Genomic DNA, 14281 nt, shown 5'->3' with positions numbered 1-14281 from the left:
AGCGGTGCGGGATGCGCAGGACGCGGAGTGCAACCCGTACTCATCCTGGTGTGTTACCGAGGAGACCACAACAGAGGACAACGGCACCCCAGACGGAGGGCTGGCCAGAGCTGAGGGTCGTCACGGCAGCGGGCAGGCACAGCCTGCCGGAAGGCGGCCTCGGAGGTCGACAAACGCCTCTTGGCCCAGGCGTCCTTCCTGGCGTTCACCTCACCCGATTGATCGACACCAACTCTTGGAACCTCCGTGACGTCGGGCCGCTCTGCCGTATCGGCGGCGTGCACTCTCATGTACTCCTGCAATCGGCCCTCTTCCGGCCGGCGCTCGCTTCCAGGACTGGGCGGCCGTCAGCTGCCGACAAAGGGCCACCACGCCTCCGAGTCGAGCCCGTGCCCTTGGCGTGCCCGTAAGACCGGTCACCTGCGGTCAACAGCGGTGCGAGCCCGCCGTCTCGGGCCGTCGAGTCAGAGCACATAAGCCCAGGCCAGAAGCTCCCTCGCCACTCAAGCGCCGTCGCTTCCCAAGCTGAGAGCGCGAGTTCGATTCTCGTCACCCGCTCCATGATGAAACCCAGGTCAGTGGCCTGGGGTTTGTTTATTGTCTAGTCCAATTTGAGGGTTTCGCGCCCTCCGCGTGCCCTAATCGAGGTCAATCACCTCCGGCGAGGTTCTTCGAGCACACGTCCAGCAAAGGGTGAGCAAGTCACGTACGCAAAGGGCGACTTGCTGACGCGACCCAGGCCCAGCGTCACTCTGCGCTGCCGTCGCCGCATGCTGGGCCATTCCTCCGGGTCCGGATTGGCTCCAGCCCATCTGCCGATTCGCCATCGACATCACAACACGGACACATGCCTCGCAAGGCCCCATTGCGCGGCGCATGATGCCTCTCCAGCACGCACGTCCAGGGGGACCATGCGCATCCGCACCACCATCGCCGCCGTCTTGCTGCTTGGCGCCGCTGCTACCGCTTGCGGCAGCAGCGGAGAGCCCGAGACCATTCGGGTCACCGTCACTCAGACCGTCACTGCCTCGCCGAGCGCAAAGGCCGCGGCGAACGCCGCCGATGGCGTCCTGAGGATGGGCGCCAAGCAGGCCGTCGATGACGACTAGAACAACATCCACCCCACCGTGCAGGCCATCGAGTACCAGCAGCCCTACAAGGGACCCCAGCCGCAGGCCCCCGCGGACTTCCAGGGCGGCGACACCTGGGCCACCGCGGAGATCAAGGTCTGCAACGTCGAAGGCGCCGACATCTCAGTCAGCCAATTCCCCTGGTCCCTCGCCTACGCCGACGGCACCAGCATCGAGGTGACCGGCTCGTCGGGCGGGGACATGCCGAAGCCGGAGTATCCGATGGACAAGACCGTGAAGCCCGGACGCTGTGCCGCCGGCCTCATCGCCTTCCCCGTACCCGGCGACAAGCGGCCCGAGCGCCTCGTGTACGAGCCGGAGAGCGGCGAGGTGCTGGAGTGGGCGATCCCGAAGGCGTAGTCCGAAGGCGTAGCCCCGAAGCGGTTCCCCCGCAGTGCAGAGATGGGGCCGCCCCCAACCAACCCGCAGCCGACTGCCCTTCGACCCGGCAGAGGCTCCGCCCTGGTCGTCCGAGGCAAAGCCTCTGCCGTCAACGTGACACGTTCGCCTGACCGGCGGTCACAGTTCCCTCGCGTACGTGTCCTGGTACGCCGCCCTCCCGCCGAACACGTTGAGGCCGATGTGCCCCTTGGTGTACGTCGTGTCCGTCACGTCGATGATCTGCTTGCCGTTGAGGAACACCTGGATGCGGTGGCCCTGGGCGAGGACGCGGAGCGGGTACGTCGCGCCGCGGCGGACCAGGGCCGGGACGCGGGCGAGGGCGGCGCCGTCGTCGAAGTTTCCGTTGGCCTTGGCGACGAGGCGGATCACGCGGAGGTCGGGGTCGATGTTGAGGCAGTAGGCGTCGGTGCCGTCGGCGGAGGCGCGCCAGAGGACGGACAGGGCGCCGCCGGTGTCCGGGTCGGGGCCGCCGAGGCGGACCAGGGTGGTGAGGTCCAGGTCGGTCGCCGTTCGGGGCGAGATCGCGTTGGAGTCCTTGTCGAAGGTTCCGGCGCGGCCCGCGCTGTCCGTGGACCAGTGGCCGGCGGGGGTGATCGTCAGCTTGCCCAGGTCCGAGCGGAATTCGCCGCCGCCGGTCGGGGCGGTCGGCAGTGGCTTCACGCGGTCGACCAGGCGGTAGGCGCCCTTCAGGTGGTGCACCTTGAGCGACTGGATGTGTGCGGTACCGCCCTTGGTGTAGAAGGCCATGCCGTCGGCGTCCGGGGGCGGGAAGATCAGGCTGGTCACCGCCGCCTGGCCGTCCGCGCCGAATGCCTCGACCGATGACGCGTCGACGTACACGCGCAGGGTCACCCGGCCGTCCTTCGGCTGCATCGGTGCTGTCGTGCGGCCCGCGAAGTACTGGGTGAAGTCGCTCAGGCCCGCCGCCGACCGGTCCACGAACAGTTCTTTCGTCTCGGCGTCGTAGCCGACCGTCGTGTGGTGGTCGGTGGCGGTGCGGACGCGGAAGCCGATCTCCGTGGCGGTGCCGAGGTCGATCTCCGCCTCGATCTCGTAGGCGATGCCTGTGACGCCCGCGAGCGGGTTCGCGGTCGCCGGTCCGACGGAGAGGCCCTTGAGCGTCTTTGTCGAGGTGCGCAGAGCGGTCAGCTCCGGGACCGGGCGCTGGGCCAGGCGTACGCCGTCGGCCGTGGACGTGAGGGTCAGTTCGCGGGGTGTGCTCAGCTGGCCCTTCCAGGCGCCGGTCGGGGCGCTGAAGGGGTAGTCCCAGTTGCTCATCCAGCCGAGCCAGACGCGGCGGTCGTCGGGCAGGCCGTAGAAGGACATGGCGGCGTAGTAGTCGCGGCCGGCGTCGGCGCGCAGGGTCGTGCCGGGCGTCTGGTCGGGGGTGAAGGACGTGCCGTTCCAGTCGCCGGTGAAGTACTGGGCGGCCGAGCCGTTCGTGGCGCGTACGGCGCCCGTGCTCAGGGTGAGGACCCACTTGACCTTGTCCTCGTCGCCGTCGACCGGGAGGGGGAAGAAGTCGGGGCACTCCCAGACGCCCGGGGTGACCCAGTCGCCGTAGCCGAAGGAGCTGACCTGGGTCCAGGTGAGGAGGTCGGTGGAGGTGAAGAAGCGGATGTGGTCGCCGCCGGAGACCACCATCAGCCATTGGTCGTGCCGGGCGTCGCGGATCACCTTCGGGTCGCGGAAGGTCCAGCCGGCGTCGGGGCCGCCTGGGTTCTGCACGGCTGGGGTCGGGCCGCCGTGCAGTTGCCAGGAGCGGCCCTTGTCCTTGCTGTAGGCGATGCGGATGCTGGCGTTCCCGCCTGGTTTGTCCGGGTGGTAGCTCGTGTAGTACGCGATCAGGCCCGGGTCGCCGTCGAAGAGGCCGGAGGTGTCGTCGGTGTCGACGACCGCGCAGCCGGTCCAGCAGTGGCCGTAGGCGTTCCAAGGGAGAGCGATCGGCAGGGGCTGCCAGTGGATCAGGTCGGTGCTGACCGCGTGTGCCCAGCGGCCCTCGTCCTGGTGGAAGAGGTGGTACTCGCCGTCGTGGTACAGCAGGCCGCAGGGGTCGCTGGTGGAGCCGGTGAGCTGGGAGTAGTGGTACGTGGGGCGGTACGGCTCGGTGAAGTGGTCGGCGGTGGCGCGGATGTCGATGTTCTGGAAGTACGACGTTCCGTGCGTGGCCGCGGTGCCGACCGCGCCGCCCGTTGTGCGGGACACGCGGGTCCGCAGGGCCCGTACGCCGTCCACGTACACCTCGATCGTCCTGCCTGTGGCGCGGGCTTCGACGCGGTACGTGTTGCCGGGTGCGATGCGGCGGACCGGGCCGGTGGCGGAGGCCAGGCGGGTGCCGGAGGAGCGGTCCAGGAGGACGACGGTGTTGCGGCCGGCTTCCAGGCGGGCCTCGTAGCCGCCGGAGCCGTTCGCGGACGCGCGCAGGACCAGCCCGGCGGAGGATGAGGTGCCGGCGGGGGTGATGTCGGCCCTTGCCACCAGGTCGCCTTCGGTGAAGGGGGCCGTGCGCAGGCCGTTCTCGCCTCGGATGCCGCGCAGGTCGGGGGTCCAGGTGCCGGAGCGGGTCGTCCAGCCCTGGACGCCCGTGGCCAGGTCGGCGGCGGCGATGTTCTCGAAGGACGCCGCGCCGGACGATGCCGTGATGGCGAGTCGGCCCTTCGTGTGGGTCGGGTCCTGGGCCTTGATGACGGGGCTGTAGCCGTCGGGTGAGAGGAAGTTGGTCTGCCAGTGCACGCGGAGTTCGTCGCCCTCGGCCTCGACGCGCAGGCGGTAGACCGTGTCGGCCTTGATGGTGGTCGGGTAGGTGCCGAGGGTTGTGTTTCCGTCGATGCGGTAGAGCCTCAACCTGCCCTGGCCGGGGTCGACTTCGACGCCGTAGCCGCGTGTGGCCTCGGCGTCGGTGCGCACCAGCAGTGAGGCGGTCGCGGAAGCGTCGTGGAGGAGCAGGTCGGTCTGGAGCGCGGTGTCGTAGGCCCGGGTGGTGGTGACGGCACGGGCGGTGGCTCCCTGCGACGGGTTCGCGTGCCAGCCGAGCGTGGTCGCCGTCCAGGTGCCGCCGCTCGTGGTCCAGCCGGTGAGGTTGGTGGTGACGGTGGAGACGGAGGGCGGGCCGAAGGTGACGGTGCCGCTCTGGGCGAGCAGGCCCACGGAGCCGGTGCCGTAGCGGTGGTCCTCGGTGTGGAGCAGTCGCTTGCCGTCGACGTATATCGACAACTCCGGGCCGTCCACGGCCACTTTGAGGTTGTGGGGTCTCCTGGCCTGGGTGATCTTCAGGGGTGCGGTGGCGAGTGTGTCGCCGTCGGCCAGGTCGTAGAGGCGTAGGCGGGCGCGGCCCGGGTCCAGAGCGATCGCATATCCGGTCGAGCCGTCCGTCGCAGCTCGGAACACCAACGCGCCTACAGAGGACGCGGATTGGGGCGTGATGCGGGCCGCGTACGTGCCCTTGGTCGCGAGCTGCTGCTCGGACAGGGCGAGGGCGGCGCGCCCGTGACGGCCGGCGGTCGCCTTATGGCCGCCCTCGGAGGTTCGGGTCCAGCTACCCGTGACGGGGAGGGGATCGGGGATGGGGACGGGAGTCGCTCCGCTCGCGCTCGGGGTGGCGGCCTGCGCTGTGGGGAGGCCGCCTGCGAGAGGCAGCAGGGCGGCGGTGGTACCTGTTGCGAGCAGGAGGGTACGGCGGGACACGCTCATGGCGGCTCCTGAGGGAAAGCAGGGAAGGGTGGACCACGGCCTGCGGGGACGTCCACCCCGCGGGCCGTGGTCGTGTGTAAGACGGTCACGGCCACAGCGGGCGGGGTCCGTCGGTGAAGGCCGACGCCATCTGCCAGGCGTCGAACCGCTCCAAAGCCACGTCACCGTCGGCACCGATGCCGACGCCGACGGCCTCTTCGGGGCGGGTGGGGTAGATACGGGCGGCGAGGGGGCGTCCGTTGGCGAAGATCTCCAGAGCGGAGTGGTCGACGAGGACGCGCAGGTCGACCCGGCCGTCGGCGTCGGCCAACGGCAGTTCGCCGTATCGGGGTTCGGTGTCGACCGTCGGGTCGAGGCTGCTGGTCTCGCGGTGCAGGCGGAGAGTGCCGCTCGTTCCGTCGTGCGTCCGGCTGACCTCCACGACCGTGCGCTCCACGCCGTCGGGGGTCTCGCGGACCACGAGCCGGGCCGTCGCTCCGGGAGCGAGGCGCAGGGTCGTCTCGATGTCCAGCTGGTCCCCGCGCACGCCGGGCAGCCGGGTGTACGGGCCGGTCAGCGGACCGGCCGCCACCGCTACGCGCTCCCGCCGCAGCGCGGTCAGTTCCGGCGCCGGGGTCTGGTGCAGGTGGCCATCCGCGCCGAGCGTGACGACCCGCGGCAGGGACATCACACCGCACCAGCCGGCCTGCGCGTTCGCCTCGTCCGTGCGGCCCTCCTGGAGCCAGCCGAACATGATGCGGCGGCCGTGCTCGTCGCGGGTGGACTGGGGGGCGTAGAAGTAGCGGCCGCCGTAGTCGAGGCGGTGGAGGGCGATTGGGGTGAAGGTGTCGCCCTGGTAGCGGCCGGTCCAGTACAGGGGGTGGTGGGTGGTGCCCTCGTCCCAGGCGGAGAAGACGAGGACGTCCGTGCCGTCGCCGATGCCGAACAGGTCGACGCACTCCCACATGGTGCCGGTCCAGTCGAGCTCGCCCTGGTTCTGCGAGGCGTCGCCGGTCAGCAAGGGGCCGACGTAGCGCCAGTCCCGCAGGTCGTCCGACTCGTACAGGAAGGCCGTACCGCCGACGCCCCGGATGCCCGAGCCGATCAGTTGCCGCCACACCGCGTCCTCGCCGGAGCCCTCCCGCCACACGCAGTGGTCGCGGAAGGCCGTGATGTCGACGCCCTCGGGCGGGGCGGTGATGACCGGGTTGGCCTGGTCCTTGGCCCAGTACCTCAGATCAGCCGATCCCCTTGCCACACAAGGGAGTTCACGGTCTCCGTGCCTGCCCGAGTAGACGAGCGTGGGCACTCCCCCGTCGTCGACGAGGACTCCGGACCAGCAGCCGTCGCGGTCGGGGCCGTCGGTGCCGGGGACGAGGGCGACCGGTTCGTCGGTCCAGTGGACGAGGTCGGTGCTGGTGGCGTGGCCCCAGTGGATGCGGTGGTGGGCGGGGGCGAGCGGGTTGTACTGGTAGAAGAGGTGGTAGACGCCGTTCCAGTGGGTCAGGCCGTTGGGGTCGTTGAGCCAGCCGCCGGGCGAGGTGAAGTGGAAGCGGGGGCGGTGGGGGTCGCGATGGGCGCGCTCGGCCAGCCCCTCGGCCACGGGAGCGCCGGAGGGGAGGGTGAGGTCGTGGGTCATGCGGCGGTGGTCTCCGCTTTCTCGGTGTCGTCGGTGGCCTCGCCGGTGTCCGGCCTGTCGGTGGCCTTGAGGACGCGGCGGGCGATGTCGGAGGCGGGTGCGCGCAGGTGGCAGCGCACCCAGTGCGGTTGTCCGTCGTCTTCGCCGACGATGTGGCGGACGGGCTCGGTGCGGCTGCATGTGCCGTCGTCGCCGTAGGGGCAGGACGTGGGGTTGAGGATCGCCTCGCGGAGGCGGGCGCGCTCGACCGGGTCGTAGCTTCCGGTCGCCCGTTCGGGGTCGGGTACGGCGGACAGGAGGAGGCGGGTGTAGGGGTGGGCGGGGGCGTCCATCACCGCCAACGCGTCACCGCCCTCTACGAGTTCGCCGGCGAACATCACCATCGTGGTGTCCGCGAGATAGCGCGCGGAGCCCAGGTCGTGCGTGATGTAGAGCATGGCGATGTCCCGCTCGTCACGCAGGCGCCGCATCAGGTTGAGCACGCCGACGCGTACGGAGACGTCCAGCATCGAGGTCGGTTCGTCGGCCAGGATCAGGCGCGGCTCCACCGCCAGCGCACGGGCGATCGCGACGCGCTGACGCTGGCCGCCGGAGAGTTCGTGCGGGTAGGACTGGAGCATGTCCTCGGTCAGGCCGACCGTCGTCATCAGCTCGCGCAGGGCCTCGGATGTGGCGGGGTGGCCGTGCAGGACGAGGGCGCGGGTGAGGAAGTGCTCGATGCGGTGGACGGGGTTGAGCGAGCCGAAGGGGTCCTGGAAGACCATCTGGACCTTGCGGCGGTACGCCCGTGACGCCCGGCGTCGCTCGGTGCGCAGGACGTTCTCGCCGTCCAGCAGCACCTCACCGGAGGTGGGCTGTTCGAGGCGGGCGAGGCAGCGGGCGATGGTGGACTTGCCGCTGCCGGACTCGCCGACCAGGGCGGTGATCCGGCCGGCGGGAAGGTCGAAGGAGACGTCGTTGACGGCGCGGACACGGCGTCGGGAGAAGACGGTGCCGACGTGGAAGTCCTTGGTCAGGCCGCGTACGGAGAGGAGAGGGTCGGTCATCGGGGGGCTCCTTCAAGGCTGCGGGCCACCCAGCGGCCGGGCGCGACCTCGCGCAGGTCGGGGATGTTGGTGGAGCAGTCCGAGCGGTCCTCGGGGCAACGGACGTGGAAGCCGCAACTGTCGGCGGTGCGCGGGGCGTCGAAGAGGCCGGTGAGTTCGCGGCGCGGGCCGGTCAGCGGCGGGAAGGCGTTCATCAGCGCCTCGGTGTACGGGTGCAGGGGATCCGCGAACAGGTCCTTGGCGTCGGCGAGTTCGACGATCCGTCCGCCGTACATCACGCCCATGCGGTCCGACAGCTCGACCATCAGGGACATGTCGTGGGTGATGAAGAGGATGGAGAAGCCCAGCTCCCGCTGGAGGTCGCGGATCTGCGCCATGATCTCCTGCTGCACGACCACGTCGAGTGCGGTGGTCGGCTCGTCCATGATCAGCAGCCGGGGCCTCAGGGCCACGGCCATGGCGATGACCACGCGCTGGCGCATACCGCCGGACAGCTGGTGCGGGTATGCCTTCAGCCGTCCCGGGTCGATGCCCACCAGCTCCAGCAGCTCGCCCGCCCGCTCCCGCGCGACCCGCTTCTTCAGCTTCTCGTGGGTGGTGAAGATGTCGACGATCTGCTCGCCGATGGTGAGGACGGGGTTGAGGGAGTTCATCGCCGACTGGAAGACCATCGCGATCTGCCGCCACCGGAAGGCACGCAGCTCCCGATCGCCCAGGGCGAGGACGTCCCCGCCCTGGAAGCGGATGCTGCCGGCCGTGATCTCCGCCGGGGGCTTCAGCAGCCGCATCACCGCGTTGGCGATGGTCGACTTGCCGCAGCCGGACTCTCCCGCGAGGCCGAAGATCTCGCCCGCGCCGATGGAGAAGGAGACGTCGTCGGCGCCCACGACGGTGCGTCCGTCGCCGCGGTATTCGACGCGGAGGCCGTTCACCTCAAGTACGGGCTCCATGGCTCAGCCCCTCCTCTTCACGGAACGAAGGCGCGGGTTGGTGATCTCGTCGACCGCGTAGTTGACCAGCGCGAGCGCGAAGGCGACGAGTGCGATGCACAGTCCGGAGGGGACGAAGACCCACCACGTGCCGGTCATCAGCGCGCCGTCGCTGCTGGCCCAGTACAGGTTGGTACCCCAGCTGACGACACTGCTGTCGCCCAGGCCGAGGAACTCCAGCGCCGCCTGGGAGGTGATGCCGAAGACGACGCAGCCCAGCAGGGTGGTCATCACCACGGACGCCATGTTGGGGAGGATCTCCCGGAACATGATCCGCAGGGGGCGTTCCCCGGTGACGACGGCGGCGGCCACGAAGTCCTTGCCGCGGATCGACCTGGCCTGCGCGCGCAGTACTCGGGCCGAGCCCGCCCAGCCGGTGATCACCAGGACCAGGACGACCGTGGAGGTGCCAGGTGGCAGGAAGGCGGCCAGGATGACCAGCAGCGGCAGCCCGGGCAGCAGCAGGAAGACGTTGGTGACCAGGGTCAGCGCGTCGTCCACCAGCCGCCCGAAGTAGGCGGAGGCGAGGCCGACCAGGATGGCGACGCCGGTGGCCACGAGTCCGACGGTGAACCCGACGAACATCGAGGAGCGTGCACCCCAGAGGGTGAGCGCGAGGACGTCCTGCCCCTTGGTCGTCGTACCGAGCCAGTGCGCGCCCGAAGGGGCCTGGCTGCCGCTGGAGTTGATCAGGGACGGGTCGCCGGGGGTGAGGACGGGCGCGAGCAGCGCCAGCAGGGCGAAGACGGCGAGCAGGCACAGGCCCGACAGTGCCTTCTTGCTGCCGACGAGCTGGCCCAGAAGCCCCTTTCGCCGCCCGGCTGCGCGCGCGGGGGCCGGGGCGGTGGCCGTACCCGCGATGTCTATGGCGGTCATGTCTGCACGGCTCCCTTCAGCGGACGCGTACGCGCGGGTCGAGGCGGACGTAGACGATGTCGACCAGGAAGTTCGCCAGGAGCACGGCCGCCGTGATGGTGAGGAAGATGCCCTGCATCAGCGGGTAGTCGAGGCCCTGCACGGCCGCCAGGAGCTGGAAGCCGATGCCCGGGTAGGCGAACACGACCTCGGTGAGCAGGGCGCCGCCGACGACGAAGCCGAGGCCCATGCCGAAGTTGGTGACGGAGGGGAGCAGCGCGTTGCGGGCGGCGTAGCGGAACATGATCCGCGAGGGGCTCAGGCCCTTGGCCTCGGCCATGGTGATGTAGTCCTCGGCCGCCGTGGCGATCATGGTGTTGCGCATGCCGAGCATCCAGCTGCCGACGGTGACGGCCACGACGGTGAGCGCCGGGAGCACCAGGTGGGTGCCGGCGTTCGCCAGGAACTCGGCGTTCAGGCCGGGGGTGAGTCCCGCGTCGTACGCGTGCCGCAGCGGGAACCAGCCCAGGGTCACCCCGAACAGGTACAGCGCGCCCATCGCCAGCCAGAAGTACGGGAACGAACCGACGAAGATCAGCAACGGCGGGAAGGCGGAGTCGAGCATGCCGCCGCGCCGCCAGGCGGCGACGATGCCGAGCAGGTTCCCGACGACGGCCGCGACGACGAGGGCGGTACCGCCGAGCAGCAGCGTCCAGCCGATCTGCGAGCCGATCACCTCGGTGACCGGGGTCGGGAAGCGGGAGATGGAGATGCCGAGGTCGCCGGTGAAGACGCTCTTGACGTAGGAGACGTACTGCTCCCACAGCGGGCGGTCGTCGAGGCCGAAGAGTTTCCGCAGCTGGGCTATCTGCTCGGGCTGCATCGCGCCCGCCTGCTGCGCGAACATCCGGGAGACCGGGTCGCCCGGCATGAAGCGCGGCAGCAGGAAGTTGAGGGTGATGGAGGCCCAGAAGGCCAGCAGATAGAACCCCAGGTTGCGCAGGATGAGACGCACTGCTCGTGCTCCCTGTCGGTGGGGGGGTGAACGGGGATGCGAATGCGAGGGGCGGCCGTCCGAGTCGGGGAGGAGGGCGGCCGCCGGTCCGCGCGGACCCGCGTCAGCTCTTGACGGGCTTCAGCGAGGTGAGCACGAGGATCGTGCTGGTGTTGCGGTTGCCGAGGGTGGCGTACGGGTTCTCCTCCGACGGCCAGCCGGTGAAGCGCTTGTCGGTGTACGCGCCGAACTCGGGTCCGGTGAACAGGGGCACCGCGGGGGCATCCTCGTTGTACAGCTTCTGCAGTGCGTCGACCTGCTCGCGCTGCGCCTTCTCGTCCGTGGCGGCGGCGAAGGCGTCGATGAGCTTGTCGGCCTTCGGGTCGGCGTAGCGGTGGTAGTTCTGGGTGGCCTTCTCGCCGACGGGCTTGAGCATCCCGCTCGACATCACGTCGCGGAAGTACTCGTACGGGGTGGCGCCGTTGTTGCTCCACACGATGCCGGTGTCGAAGGTGCCCTGCTCGTACGAGTTGATCACGGCCGCCCAGTCGGGCGTCTTCACGGTGGCGGTGATGCCGACCTTCGCGAGGTTCTGCTTGATGATGTTCGCGGCCGAGATCCAGTCGGCGGAGGCGGAGCCGACGGAGATGTCGAGGTGGAAGTCCTTGCCGTTCTTCAGCTTCCGCTTGCCGCCGCTCTCCTTGTAGCCGGCCTTGTCGAGGGCCTTGGCCGCCGCGTCGGTGTCGTACTTCGTCCAGGTGCAGGACGCGGCGAGCTGCTTGTCGCGCCACTTGTCGTACGTGCGGGCCAGGCCCGTGCAGTCGGCGGGTTCGGCGTAGCCGTTCATCGCGACCTTGGTGATCTGGTCGCGGTCGACGGCCATGCTGAGCGCCTTGCGTACGGCCGGGTCGTCGTAGGGGGCCTTCGTGGTGTTCAGCTGCCAGTTGATCATGGCGCCGGCGGGCGGGAACCAGTAGTGGTTGTGCTTCTTGTCCTTGGCGACGAAGGACTTCTCGATGTCCGGGATGAACGACTGCGTCCAGTCCACCTCGCCGTTGGTGAAGGCGAGGTTGGCGCTGTCGTTGCCGGAGAAGGCGAGCATCCGGATGCCGGCGATCCGCTGCTTGGCGGGCTGCCAGTAGTCGGGGTTCTTGCGCAGCTCGTACGACTGGGCCTGGAAATTCTCGATCTTGGTGTACGGGCCGGTGCCGACCGGGTTCGGGTTGGTGAACTTCGCCGGGTCCTCGACCTTGGACCAGATGTGCTTCGGCATGATCTGCTGGCCGGCGATCTCGAAGAAGCCGGGCGAGAACGGCTTGTTGAAGGCGAACTTCACCGTGTGCTCGTCGACGGCGGTGACCTTGTCGAGGTACTCCAGGCCGCCGAGCACCTTCTTGCGCAGCTCGAAGGTGTAGACGACGTCGTCGGCGACAAGCGGCTTGCCGTCCGACCACTTGACGCCCTCGCGCAGCGTGAAGGTGAGGGACTTGCCGTCCTTCGCCTTCTCCCACTTGGTGGCCAGCCACGGCGTGTCCTTGGCGTCCGCCATGCTGTGCACGACCAGCGGCTCGTAGACGGCCTCCTTGGTCATGGGGGCGGCCTGCGGGGAGAGCGGGTTGAAGTTGCGCGTGAACGTCGCCAGGTCCTCGCGCGGGATGGTGAGCAGCTGGTTGCCGGAGGTGTCACCGGCGCCGGCAGTGCCCGCGCCACCCGTGCAGGCGGACAGGACCAGGGCAGCGGCGGCGGTCACGGTGACCGCTCTCAGGACGGCCCGTGGCCGCCGTGAAGGTATGCGGGAGGGTGCCATAATGGGGACTCTTTTCCTCTCTTCAACACACAGGGCGAAGACGGGATGGGATTCCTCGGCGGACTGATTAGCGGTCAGACCGACGAGCGTTCGAGCAGCGGGCAGTCGATCGTCACCCGGTGGGTGTCGAGCGGCTGCCCCGCTGCGAGAGCGGCGAGCATGTCCACGCCCTGGGTGCCCATGGCCTCGAAGGGCAGGGCGAGCGTCGTCAGCTTCGGCCGCAGATAGGCGGCGATGAGTTCCTGGTTGTCGAACCCCACCACGGCCACGTCGTGCGGGATGCGCAGCCCACGTTCCTTGATCGCGTCGTACGCGCCCATCGCCATCCGGTCGTTGCCGCAGAACAGCGCGGTCGGCCGGTCGGCGACGGGGCGGTCCAGCAGTTCGCAGGCGGCGTCGTAGGCACCGTCGGCGGTGGCCCAGCCGGGGACGACGAGGGAGGGCTCGGGGGTGATCCCGGCCTCGCGCAGGGCACGTTCGTACCCCTCGCGCCTGCCGACGGCGGCCGGGATCGCCGGGTCGAGGTTGATGAACCCGATGCGGGTGTGCCCGGCGTCCAGCAGCCGACGGGTCGCCCGGTATCCGCCCGACTCCTCGTCGGGGAGGATGCACGGCAGCTCCCCTTCGGCGTCGTAGCAGTTCACGAGCACCGTCGGCACCTCGCGGACGGCCTTGGGCAGCGTGACGGCCCGGTGCCAGGTCGTGGCGTACAGCAGTCCTTCCACGCGGTGCTCCAGCATCTGGTCGAGCGCGGCGGACTCCTGCGCGGGGTCGCCCTCACTCGCGGCGATCAGCAGGAACCTCCGGTCACCCCAGGCGCGGCTCTGCGCGCCCGTGATCACCTCGGCGGCGAAGGGGCCGGTCACGATCTCGGTGATCAGCCCGAACCACCCGCTGCGGTTCGCGGCCAGCGCCCGCGCCCCGGCGTTGGGCCGGTAGCCGAGCTCGTCGATCGCCGCCAGGATCCGCCGACGGGTCTCGTCCGGGATGACGGCACCGGGCTTGTCGTTGAGGACGAAGGAGACCGTGGTCCGCGAGACGCCTGCGCGGCGTGCCACGTCGCTCATGGTGACGCGACTCGGCTTGTTCGTGGCCACTTCCAGTCCCTTTCGGCCGGGCGGAGGCGCGACATCACCTCCAGTTTCGCGCTTTAGTAACGCGCGTTAGTTCTGTGTTGCACGGAAGTTACGTCCGTCTTGAGCGGCATGTCAATACCTACGGCATGGACTGCATCCGGCCACCGGATCGGGCCTCATGCGCGGGGCAGAGCGGCCCCACACCCCACACAGTTCCTGAGAGAGGCAGACGTCAGCATGGCCCCGACCCCAGTCGCCGCCGGAGTGCGCCTCGTCGTCATCACCCTCGGCGGGCGTGGCGCCGTTGCTTCCCTCGACTGAGTACGGGTTACCGTCCCGGCCCCGGCCGTCGACGTCGTGGACACCGTCGGCGCAGGGGACTCCTTCACGACGGGCCTGCCGCATCGCCTCGCCGCCCTCGGCCACCTCGGGGGCCGATTCGGCGGGCTGAGTCTCGACGACATCACCGACGCCTCCTCCTTCGCCGCCCGCGTGGCCGCGCTGACCTGCTCCGTCCCCGGTGCGAACCCGCCCCGGGCAGACGAGGCGGCTCCGGAGGGCGACGTGCGGAGCTGGTCCGACGCCCGCGGGCCGGGCCTGTTCAGTGGGCGTGAGCCGAAGGGAGACGACAGAGGATGTGCTGGGCGACGCACGGTCAGACTGATGTCCGTTGG

The 14281-nt window shown here is 69.8% G+C and carries 10 protein-coding genes and 1 pseudogene; 3 read left to right on the top strand and 8 right to left on the bottom strand.

Annotated features, from left to right (window positions below):
- Window positions 1-911: 911 nt before the first annotated feature.
- Both ABZ078_RS21685 and ABZ078_RS21680 read left to right on the top strand, forming a co-directional pair.
- A complete protein-coding gene (locus tag ABZ078_RS21685; RefSeq protein ID WP_356577478.1) occupies window positions 912-1109 on the top strand; it encodes a hypothetical protein in 198 nt (65 codons plus the stop codon).
- Window positions 1110-1127: 18 nt separating this feature from the next.
- On the top strand, window positions 1128-1490 hold the full coding sequence (locus tag ABZ078_RS21680) for a DUF4352 domain-containing protein (protein WP_356577476.1): 363 nt from the start codon (window positions 1128-1130) through the stop codon (window positions 1488-1490).
- Between the two features lie 159 nt (window positions 1491-1649).
- Here ABZ078_RS21680 and ABZ078_RS21675 read toward each other — a convergent pair whose 3' ends face one another.
- The 8 genes from ABZ078_RS21675 to ABZ078_RS21640 form a co-directional block, all read right to left on the bottom strand.
- Window positions 1650-5222 carry a GH32 C-terminal domain-containing protein gene (locus ABZ078_RS21675; RefSeq protein WP_356577474.1) on the bottom strand — a complete coding sequence of 1191 codons (3573 nt, stop codon included), beginning with the start codon at window positions 5220-5222 and terminating at the stop codon, window positions 1650-1652.
- Between the two features lie 85 nt (window positions 5223-5307).
- Window positions 5308-6840 carry a glycoside hydrolase family 32 protein gene (locus ABZ078_RS21670; RefSeq protein ID WP_356577472.1) on the bottom strand — a complete coding sequence of 511 codons (1533 nt, stop codon included), beginning with the start codon at window positions 6838-6840 and terminating at the stop codon, window positions 5308-5310.
- Complete coding sequence (locus tag ABZ078_RS21665; protein ID WP_356577470.1) at window positions 6837-7886, bottom strand: ATP-binding cassette domain-containing protein; 1050 nt, start codon at window positions 7884-7886, stop codon at window positions 6837-6839. The genes ABZ078_RS21670 and ABZ078_RS21665 overlap by 4 nt, the downstream gene beginning before the upstream one ends.
- Window positions 7883-8836, bottom strand: coding sequence for an ABC transporter ATP-binding protein (locus ABZ078_RS21660; protein WP_356577468.1), 954 nt, complete (start codon window positions 8834-8836; stop codon window positions 7883-7885). The genes ABZ078_RS21665 and ABZ078_RS21660 overlap by 4 nt, the downstream gene beginning before the upstream one ends.
- 3 nt (window positions 8837-8839) lie before the next feature.
- Entirely contained in the window at window positions 8840-9751 is a 912-nt protein-coding gene (locus tag ABZ078_RS21655; protein ID WP_356577466.1) for an ABC transporter permease, read from the bottom strand.
- A 16-nt stretch (window positions 9752-9767) separates the two neighbouring features.
- On the bottom strand, window positions 9768-10745 hold the full coding sequence (locus ABZ078_RS21650; RefSeq protein WP_356577464.1) for an ABC transporter permease: 978 nt from the start codon (window positions 10743-10745) through the stop codon (window positions 9768-9770).
- A gap of 103 nt (window positions 10746-10848) precedes the next feature.
- Window positions 10849-12474, bottom strand: a complete 1626-nt coding sequence (locus tag ABZ078_RS21645) for an ABC transporter substrate-binding protein (RefSeq protein ID WP_356577462.1) — start codon at window positions 12472-12474, stop codon at window positions 10849-10851.
- Between the two features lie 131 nt (window positions 12475-12605).
- Window positions 12606-13598 (bottom strand): LacI family DNA-binding transcriptional regulator, encoded by a 993-nt coding sequence (locus tag ABZ078_RS21640; RefSeq protein WP_356577533.1) that lies wholly within the window; start codon window positions 13596-13598, stop codon window positions 12606-12608.
- Window positions 13599-13862: 264 nt separating this feature from the next.
- Between ABZ078_RS21640 and ABZ078_RS21635 the strand changes: the two are divergent.
- Window positions 13863-14159: pseudogene (locus tag ABZ078_RS21635) on the top strand (PfkB family carbohydrate kinase); the annotation flags it as partial.
- Between the last annotated feature and the right edge of the window lie 122 nt (window positions 14160-14281).

Source organism: Streptomyces sp. NPDC006385 (assembly GCF_040612485.1).
Classification (GTDB): domain Bacteria; phylum Actinomycetota; class Actinomycetes; order Streptomycetales; family Streptomycetaceae; genus Streptomyces.
The sequence above is the reverse complement of the archived record's forward strand: the minus strand, read 5'-3'. Positions and strand labels throughout refer to the sequence as shown.